General features: G+C 35.5%; 3 protein-coding genes. 1 reads left to right on the top strand and 2 read right to left on the bottom strand.

Translation table 11 applies throughout. The features are described from left to right. Window positions 1–365: YdeI/OmpD-associated family protein (locus IQ247_RS32120; protein ID WP_375341260.1), on the bottom strand; the 365-nt coding region annotated here is incomplete at its 3' end. 7 nt (window positions 366–372) lie between these two features. Next, window positions 373–987 (bottom strand): MarR family winged helix-turn-helix transcriptional regulator, encoded by a 615-nt coding sequence (locus IQ247_RS32125; protein WP_193926233.1) that lies wholly within the window; start codon window positions 985–987, stop codon window positions 373–375. Between the two features lie 109 nt (window positions 988–1,096). Between IQ247_RS32125 and IQ247_RS32130 the strand changes: the two genes are divergently transcribed. Next, window positions 1,097–1,551 (top strand): TspO/MBR family protein (locus tag IQ247_RS32130; RefSeq protein ID WP_193926234.1); only part of this gene is annotated, 455 nt, incomplete at its 3' end.

Here is a 1,551-nt window from a genome sequence, read left to right on the forward strand (position 1 = left end):
GTACCGGTTGATTTGGCAAGTTCAACCATTTCCAGACCTGAAGGCATCATTAAACCACTTTTTAGCAGCTTGCTGACTTTATCCTTGTTCACTTTGCTCCAGTTGCTTTTCGGGTTTCTTTTCGAAAAATATTGATAATAACTTTCTTCATCACGCTTGTTAGGCTTGCTGTCTATCCAACCATAGCAAAGCGCATCATCTACAGCCTGATCATAATATATTGATTTTTTATTTGATCCCTTTTTATAGATAACTAGCCACACTGCATCTCTTCTTTTGCTATTTTTGTTCAACCAATTGCGCCATTCGGTAGTATCTTTCGCAGTAATGACGAGGGTACCGGAGTACATTTCTTCTACTTCCATAATTTCTTTACTCTTTTAATTGATGTCGGGTATGATAATCATCCAGCTTCTTAAGCGTACTGACAAATTGGGATTTTTCCTCAACAGACATACTCACTAAAATATTCTGAACATGGCTGAACCCTTCATATGTCTTATAAAGTAAATTACGGCCTTTATCAGAGAGGCGAACCAAGCGCTCCCTTTTATCTGAAGGATTTGGCCTGTCAATCAACAAACCTCTGTTAATAAGCCTCTTGATCATATCAATACCGGTACTCATATCAATGAGATTATCTTGCACAGCTGTTTTTTTCGTGCATTCTTTCAAATAATCTACATGCGCCAAAACTGCAAATTCATCCTGATTATTAAGTTGAAGGGTGTCAAATACTGATTTAGTATAATTTTTAAGAAATTTATTTAATCGCCAAATCAAAAATGAGGCCTCGGAATTATGATCCTGATAATTGTATTGATCAGTATTTTTATCAAAATATTCTTTTAAGGAAGGTTCAGTATCCACTACAATCGCCTCTTTTGCTGGCCTTAATAAAAAATGGGCGAAATCTTCTAAAGATCCTTCCGGTAATTCTGCAAGGAAGACCTCCCACTTTGTAATTAATTCTAAATATGATCTCATAATTCAAATATAACGAATCTGGTATATTTTAAAAATATAAATAACGAGATCGTTGTTTATAAATTGTTTTCGTTTTAATATTGCATTGATAACGTTTAAATAAAAAATTATGGAAAATTCAATAACTTCTTCTTCTAAATTCAAATCTTCCCGTCCATTCAAATGGTGGCACGCGGTTTTAATTCTGCTATTTGCCAATTTAATCAGCGCAATTCCTGCCGGCTACAATGGCGAAGAGGCATTTTATAACAATTTCACACTACCTGCGATTGCTCCTCCCGATTGGTTATTTGCCCCAGTGTGGCTCTTTAATAATATAACCTCGTTAATTGGACTTTACATTACTGCCAACTTAAGGGTGAGCCAATCTAAAAAGGTTTTCTATTGGGCAGAAGGAATATCATGGGTTCTATTTGCTGTTTTTACAATTCTCTACTTTGGGCTAAAAAGTCCAATTCTTGGTGCGCTGGATACAGCGTTAGGATTGGTAGCAACTACTATCAGCTTTATAGTGGCTTATAAGATTAATAAAAAGGCTTCTTTATTCATACTTCCAAGGCTTCT

This window comes from Plectonema cf. radiosum LEGE 06105 (assembly GCF_015207665.1).
GTDB lineage: Bacteria > Cyanobacteriota > Cyanobacteriia > Cyanobacteriales > Nostocaceae > Rivularia > Rivularia radiosa_A.

Coding starts and splice junctions, on each gene's coding strand:
- IQ247_RS32125 (WP_193926233.1), bottom strand. CDS start 987: ATGAGATCATATTTAGAATTAATTACAAAGTGGGAGGTCTTCCTTGCA.